Annotated in this window: 8 protein-coding genes; 1 reads left to right on the top strand and 7 read right to left on the bottom strand. The window is 51.4% G+C overall.

What is annotated here, in order from left to right:
* Positions 1 to 532: hypothetical protein (locus tag AADEFJLK_RS05595; RefSeq protein WP_211299147.1), on the top strand; the 532-nt coding region annotated here is incomplete at its 5' end.
* Between the two features lie 124 nt (positions 533 to 656).
* Here the strand turns inward: AADEFJLK_RS05595 and AADEFJLK_RS05590 are convergent.
* The 7 genes from AADEFJLK_RS05590 to AADEFJLK_RS05560 all read right to left on the bottom strand — a co-directional run bounded on the left by AADEFJLK_RS05590 (position 657) and on the right by AADEFJLK_RS05560 (position 6,531).
* A complete protein-coding gene (locus AADEFJLK_RS05590; RefSeq protein ID WP_103973563.1) occupies positions 657 to 1,535 on the bottom strand; it encodes a DUF3014 domain-containing protein in 879 nt (292 codons plus the stop codon).
* An 18-nt stretch (positions 1,536 to 1,553) separates the two neighbouring features.
* On the bottom strand, positions 1,554 to 2,384 hold the full coding sequence (locus AADEFJLK_RS05585) for a CvfB family protein (protein WP_103973562.1): 831 nt from the start codon (positions 2,382 to 2,384) through the stop codon (positions 1,554 to 1,556).
* A 128-nt stretch (positions 2,385 to 2,512) separates the two neighbouring features.
* Entirely contained in the window at positions 2,513 to 3,124 is a 612-nt protein-coding gene (locus tag AADEFJLK_RS05580) for a TetR/AcrR family transcriptional regulator (RefSeq protein WP_103973561.1), read from the bottom strand.
* Positions 3,125 to 3,208: 84 nt separating this feature from the next.
* The gene (gene pgsA, locus AADEFJLK_RS05575; protein WP_211299146.1) at positions 3,209 to 3,772 is read right to left on the bottom strand and encodes a CDP-diacylglycerol--glycerol-3-phosphate 3-phosphatidyltransferase; all 564 of its coding nucleotides are present in this window, start codon (positions 3,770 to 3,772) and stop codon (positions 3,209 to 3,211) included.
* Positions 3,762 to 5,600: an excinuclease ABC subunit UvrC gene (gene uvrC / locus AADEFJLK_RS05570; RefSeq protein WP_103973560.1), complete on the bottom strand. Its 1,839-nt coding sequence runs from the start codon at positions 5,598 to 5,600 to the stop codon at positions 3,762 to 3,764. The genes pgsA and uvrC overlap by 11 nt, the downstream gene beginning before the upstream one ends.
* A gap of 228 nt (positions 5,601 to 5,828) precedes the next feature.
* Positions 5,829 to 6,107 carry an RnfH family protein gene (locus tag AADEFJLK_RS05565; RefSeq protein ID WP_103973559.1) on the bottom strand — a complete coding sequence of 93 codons (279 nt, stop codon included), beginning with the start codon at positions 6,105 to 6,107 and terminating at the stop codon, positions 5,829 to 5,831.
* The gene (locus AADEFJLK_RS05560) at positions 6,100 to 6,531 is read right to left on the bottom strand and encodes a type II toxin-antitoxin system RatA family toxin (RefSeq protein ID WP_088620485.1); all 432 of its coding nucleotides are present in this window, start codon (positions 6,529 to 6,531) and stop codon (positions 6,100 to 6,102) included. The genes AADEFJLK_RS05565 and AADEFJLK_RS05560 overlap by 8 nt, the downstream gene beginning before the upstream one ends.

The raw sequence follows: 6,531 nt of genomic DNA, 5'->3' as shown, positions 1-6,531 counted from the left end.
AGTATTAGTTGAAATTATGGCTCTTTATGGAAAAGAGCTATGGTCGTTATTTGGCAACGCAATTGTTGCAGCTGATCCGATGACGCGGTATCAGTTCCAAAGTTTACTTGCCAGAGAAAACGGTTTCTCAAATGTGAAAGTTAGCGTATTTTCGGTGCTTCCTTTAGAGATTATAATTGACTGGTGTAAAGAAAATACAGATATTGCCCCTTATTTTGTGGCAAGAGCTATAAATATATTTGAAGAAAGTGAAAATGGTTCTAAAAAACCTACCAACCTATTTATTGAACTGCTTGAAAAATTTGGCTATTTGAATTCATTGGCAGGCGAGCTATCTGCAAATCTTAGCTCAAGAAGTTGGTCTGGTTCACTTGTTCCCTATTTAGAGTCAGATAAAAATGCTTTGCAATCTTTACTACAACATTCCAATCCTTACGTCAGAGATTGGGTTCAAAACTATATTGCTTATTTAGATAAATTAATTATTTATGAGTCAAGTCGAGATGATGAACATGATCTAGGGATTTATTAACCGACCAATGAATTGATGTGATAACCATAAGTTGTAAAATCGCCTTATATGCGTCTTTTAATATATCGGTACGCGCTAAACAGAGGCCTATCACAATGTGTTCGCCAAACACATCAAAAACTCACTACCGCTCCCCATGCAGCTTAGCCAACAACGCCGCCACTTTAGTTTGGATAATCCGTGTATTCTCCGGCCCCATGCGCAGCATTTGTTTGTTGACTGGGTTCATGGCTTCCAGTTGCGGGTCGGTGTAGTGGTAGTAGATGGAGTGCTTTATGACGCTGATATCGCCTTCGATAATCGGGGCGTTGAGGATGGCGGCGGCGGCTTTGCTTAATAAGGTATCGACGGTGTAGTCGTCTGGGTAGCCTAATTCGGCTAGGACTTGCTGGCCTAGGGGTTTGAAGGTTTGGTATACCCGCAGCACGGCATCCGCGTCGAGTTGGTCAATGGCCGAGACGAAGGGTTTGTAGCGTTGGTAGCTGGCGGGGGCGATAAGTGTGCCGGTGCTGTTGACGCTAAAGGGTTGGGACAGTTTCAAAAAGTCCAGGTGTTTGTTAGTGCGTTGGCTTTGGGATAGGTCGTTCGCTAAGAGTATGAATCTTCTGATCAGGTTATCGCCGACTAGCCACGGGGCAAGCTCTGGCGCGGCGGTGAGGGTTTGGGTACGGAACTGGTTGTCGCTGCTGTCCAAGGTCGGCAGGATGATCGGGGCGGGTGGCGGGCTGGTCGGCTCAAGTTCGGGGTTAGCGTCGGCAGGTACCGGGCTGGGGGTTAGCGGCGGCGGCGTGGCGGCTATGTCGGGGTGGACGGTTTTTGGGGTAATCGCCAATTCGGCTAGGTGCTTGAGGGGATCGACCAGGCCGTCGGCGACGGGTCTGAGGAAAAAGCCCGCCGCTATGCCTGTCAGCATGAGGATGATGGTCAGCCACGCCGGAATGCCGTTGGCCTGTTTGCCTTTAGAGCGTGAGTACCGCTTGGAATCCCGATCGTATCGTCCCATATCCGCCTCGCCGAAAAGTTAAGGTACTAATTTGATGCTAGTCTTGTCTAAGATGATTTTTTGGTCTTTGTATAACGCGCCGATGGCTTGTTTAAACACCTTTTTGCTGATGCCAAAGGCGGCATAAATCGCTTCCGGCGGGCTTTTGTCGCTCAGTTGCAGTTCCCCGCCGTTCGCGGCCAGTTTCGCTAAAATGGTGTCGGTCACTGAGGCGACTTTTTTATAGCCGGGCTGGTGTAAGGTCAGGTCGATTTTTAGGTCTTCTTCCCTGATTTGTTTGATGTAGCCGTCGATGTGCTGGCCGGGGGTGACGGTTTGGAACAGTTCGTTGCGGTAGAGCATCCCCCAGTGGGTCTGGTTGATGATGGCCCTGATTCCTAGGTCGGTGCTTTCGGCAATAATCAGAGCCACTTTTTCGCCAACTTTAAAATCAGTCGACGTTTCGCTTAAGAAACGGTTGATTTTGGTGGTCGCCAAAATCCGGCTTTTGTCGTCCAGAAACAGTTTCACCAAATACGATTGCCCGACCTGCATATCCAAATGCTGTTCGCTGAACGGCACTAGCAGGTCTTTACGCAAGCCCCAATCTAAAAATGCACCGACATAATTGACCGAGACCACGGGGAGCCAGGCAATTTCGTCCACTTGGGCGGTGGGGATGCGGGTCGTGGCGGCGAGATGGCCGTCGGTATCGACATAGACAAACACCTCCAGTTCCTCGTCGGCCTCATGGTTGGGGGGCAAGCGGTCGATAAGCAGGACTTTATTAGACGTTTCGCTGCCCAGATAAATGTCGGCGCCTTGTTGTTTGACGATTTTCAGGCGGTTGACTTTGCCGATCTGGATCATAAGGGAGGACTCTCTGAGGAAAGGGGATGGGGCTATTATACCGCAGTCTTGTGGACTTTTGGCGGGGGCTGTCTAAGCCCCGCCGTAATAAAGGCTGTTATGGCGGGGCGGGCGGCCTTGGTGGGGGCTTAAAATACAGAGGATTTTTTAGCGATCAGGTTCCAGGCCGCTAGCCAAGTTTGGGGGCGGTAGGTGTCGGCGGGTTTGCTCAGTTCGCCAGTTAAGACCATCGTTAAGGTGTTGTTGATGATGCCAAAAAAGTAGGTGTTCGCCAGCATGGGGTCAATGTTACGGATTTCTCCGGCACGGATGCCTGCTTGGATGATTTTGAGGATTTTAATAAAGGCTGAGGTTTGCTGGAGCGGCTTTTGTTCGGGGAGAAACTCATTGAGGGGCATGACCAGCAGAAATTTCATGATGGCCGGTGCGTCATCGGTGAGTTTAAACAATAGGTCGACCACGCCGCGCAATTGCTCGGATGATTTCTGCGTCCGCCGCCTGATGTCGTCTATGGACACGTTCAGGCTGTCGAGGATGTTGTCGTAGAGCTTGTTGGCGATGCTGTGTTTGCTGTTAAAGTGCTGATAAATGGCACTGACGGTTTTTATGTCCGCCGCTTCGGCAATATCGGTTAATGAGGTGTTGAAATAGCCTTGTTCCGCAAACAATTTGAGTGCCGCAACCAGTATTTCATTCTGTTGTTCAGATTTGCTCTGAGTAGTATTGAGTTCCTGTTCCATTTTCTTCTTTCACAGCCAGTTCAATAGGCTGTATCTTATAATTTGAGTGAAACCAAGGCACTATAGGCGGTGGTTTGTAATGTTTTAGGTTTTTGCTATCGCTATCAAGGCGGCTTTCAAATAGTTGACCATAGACCACAGCGTCAGTAACGCGGCGATATAGAGCAGGCCGTAACCGAGGCTGTTGACCGGGATGCCGAACAAATCGTCGCGGTATAAGAGCAGGCCGATGGAGACCATTTGGAAGGCGGTTTTCCATTTTGCCAATTGGGAGACGTTAACGGTCGCCCGTTGGCCGATTTCCGCCATCCATTCCCGCAGTGAGGCAATAGTGATTTCCCGCCCGATAATGACGGCGGCAGGGATGGCCAAACCCGGCGACCCCTGTTGCTGTACCAGCAAGACCAATACCATGGCGACCATCAGCTTATCGGCGACCGGGTCAAGGAAAGCGCCGAACGGGGTTTCCATGTTCATTTTCCGGGCCAAATAGCCGTCTAGCCAGTCGGTGATGCCCGCGACAATAAAAATCAGCGTACAAGCGACATTGGCATACTGCCAAGGCAAGTAAAAAACGACTGTTAAGAGCGGGATTAGCGCGATCCTTAACAGGGTTATATTGGTTGGTAAGTTAAATTCAATTGCCATCTTGATGATGAAAATGCTCGTAAATTCGTTGTGCCAATGGTTGGCTAATGCCGTCTATACTGCAAAGTGCGTCTACCCCTGCTTGGGCAATCCCTTGTAAGCCGCCGAACTGCTTTAATAATTGTTGCCGACGCTTAGGGCCTAATCCGGCAATGCCTTCCAAACTGGACTGTTTTTTGGCTTTGCCGCGCCGTTGCCGATGTCCGGTAATGGCAAAGCGGTGCGCTTCATCGCGGATATGCTGGATGAGCAATAGGCCGCTGGCGCCCGCTGTGATGTCCAAAGGGTGTTCCTGGCCGACCAAAATCAGCTGTTCCATGCCGGGTTTTCGGTCGGGCCCTTTGGCAACGCCGACTATCATAACATTGTTTATGGCTAATTCCTCTAGTGCCTTTTGCGCCGCTTTCACCTGACCTTTGCCGCCGTCAATAAATAAGATGTCCGGGGCGGGGTGTTCGCCCTGTTGCAGGCGTTTAAAACGGCGGGAAACGGCTTGGCCAATGGCGGCATAATCGTCGCCGCCGGTGATGCCTTCGATGTTAAAGCGCCGATAGGCGGATTTGACCGGGCCGTTTTGGTCAAAAACTACGCACGAGGCGACGGTTTGCTCGCCTTGGGTGTGGCTGATGTCGAAACATTCCAGACGTTGCGGCAACGTTGGGCAGCGCAATTGCTGTTGCAGGCTGAGAAAACGCCCGTGCAGGCTTTGTTTGTCGGCGAGTTTGGCGGCTAAGGACAGTTCGGCGTTGGTGACCGCCATTTGCAGCCATTTTGCCCGCTCCCCGCGTACCCGTGGGCTGATGGTGACGGCATGTTGGGCTTGGTGGCCGAGCATTTCCGTCAACAGTTCGGTTTCGGGCAGGGCGTGGCTGACGATCAGCTCGGCGGGGATGGGTTTGTTGAGGTAATATTGGGCGATAAAAGCCTGTAAAACGGCGCTGGCTTCGTGTTCGTCGCCTAGGCTGGGAAAGTAGGCCTTATTGCCCAATTGCTGGCCGTTACGGATAAAAAATACCTGTACGCAGGCACTATTGGCTTGGGTGGCGCAGGCGAGGATGTCGAGGTTGCCTTTTTCACCTTGGATATGGCTTTTTTCCAGCACCGTCCGCAGGCGGGCGATTTGGTCGCGGTGAGCGGCGGCTTGCTCAAATTCCAGGGCGGCTGAGGCCTGTTCCATGTTACGGATGAGCTGTTCGATCAGCAAGCCGCCTTGGCCGTCCAAAAACAGTTTGGTATGGGCGACATCTGTGGCGTAATCGGCGGCGCTGATGAGGCCGACGCAAGGGGCGGTGCAGCGGCCTATTTGGTGTTGCAAGCAGGGGCGGGTGCGGTTGTTATAAACGCTGTCTTCGCATTGGCGTACCGGAAACAGTTTTTGCAGCAGTTTCAGGCTTTCTTTAGCGGCGGTGGAACTGGGATAGGGGCCAAAATAGTGGCCGGCTTTTTTCTTCGCGCCCCGGTGCAAGGTGATGAGCGGGAATGCGTGGTCGCTAAGATAAATATAAGGGAAGGATTTGTCGTCACGCAAACAGATATTATAACGGGGTTTGTGGCGTTTGATTTGCTGGCATTCCAGCAATAAGGCTTCGCTTTCGGTGTGGGTGACGGTCACTTCAATGCGGCAAACTTTTGCCATCATCACCTGTTGTTTAGGTGAGGCCTGATTGTTTTTGTAGTAGCTGGAGACGCGGTTTTTGAGGTTTTTCGCTTTGCCGACGTAAATGAGTTCGTCTTGGCCGTTAAACATTTTATAAATGCCCGGCAAAGTGGTCAGGTTTTTTAAAAAGCTGGCGCTGTCAAACACCTGGCTGGGCGTAGTCGGTTCCACAATGGTTTGGCTGCAAAGTTGGGGGTAGTGTTAGGAATGGGTAGGAAATAATTTAGGCAAACGTTAAAAAGTATGGGTTTTGGAGCGCGGGCATCTTGTCCGCTCTTGCGGGCAAGATGCCCGCGCTCCAAAAATGCTTATGCCGAGGTTATTTTATGCACGTTCCTTAGGCGATAGGCGGTTAAAAGGCGGGTCTGTCACCGTTTACGGCATAACTGACCGCCATCCTCACTTTGCCGCCCGTTGCCGTCTGGCCTCTTTAGGGTCATGGTAAAGGGGGCGGTAGATTTCTACCCGGTCCCCGTCTTTTAAAGGTTGCGTTAGGCTAACCATGCGCCCGAAAATGCCGACGTTGAGGCTGGCCTCGGCCAGTTCAGGGCATTGCTGGGTAATCCCTGAGGCGTGGACGGCGGCGACGGCCGTGGCGGGTGCGGGCAATTCCACGGTGATGAGGAGTTGCCGGTCTGGTGTGGCGTAGCCGACTTCAATATGCAGCGGTTCAGACATACACTTGTTTGGCGCGGGTGGTGAAGGAGCTGACCATGGTGTTGCAGATTTGGTTAAAGACCGCGCCGAACGCTAGGCTGGCAAGCTTGCCGGACATTTCAAACTCTAAGTCCAGGCTGATTTTGCTGGCATCTTCACGCAAGGGCATAAAATTCCATACCCCTTCCAGATACGAAAATGGCCCGTCCAGTAAGGACACGGTGATTTTGCCGCCTTGGTCAATGCGGTTGCGGGTCGAAAAGGCTTTTTTAAAACCGCCTTTGGAGATGGATAATTCCGCTTCGACCACGCCGTCACCCCGTTTGATAATGCGGCTGCCGCTACACCACGGTAAAAACTGCGGATAAGCTTCTATGTCGTTAACCAAATCAAACATTTGTTGTGCCGAATATTTGACCAAGGCACTTTTTTGAACAAGCGTCAT

The organism is Methylovulum psychrotolerans (assembly GCF_002923755.1).
Classification (GTDB): Bacteria; Pseudomonadota; Gammaproteobacteria; order Methylococcales; family Methylomonadaceae; genus Methylovulum; species Methylovulum psychrotolerans.
The sequence above is the reverse complement of the archived record's forward strand: the minus strand, read 5'-3'. Positions and strand labels throughout refer to the sequence as shown.

Excerpts from the sequence above, each read along its gene's own strand:
- AADEFJLK_RS05580 (WP_103973561.1), bottom strand. The coding sequence starts at position 3,124 with ATGGAACAGGAACTCAATACTACTCAGAGCAAATCTGAACAACAGAAT.
- AADEFJLK_RS05565 (WP_103973559.1), bottom strand. The coding sequence starts at position 6,107 with ATGTCTGAACCGCTGCATATTGAAGTCGGCTACGCCACACCAGACCGG.
- pgsA (WP_211299146.1), bottom strand. The coding sequence starts at position 3,772 with ATGGCAATTGAATTTAACTTACCAACCAATATAACCCTGTTAAGGATC.
- AADEFJLK_RS05590 (WP_103973563.1), bottom strand. The coding sequence starts at position 1,535 with ATGGGACGATACGATCGGGATTCCAAGCGGTACTCACGCTCTAAAGGC.
- AADEFJLK_RS05585 (WP_103973562.1), bottom strand. The coding sequence starts at position 2,384 with ATGATCCAGATCGGCAAAGTCAACCGCCTGAAAATCGTCAAACAACAA.
- AADEFJLK_RS05560 (WP_088620485.1), bottom strand. The coding sequence starts at position 6,531 with ATGACGCTTGTTCAAAAAAGTGCCTTGGTCAAATATTCGGCACAACAA.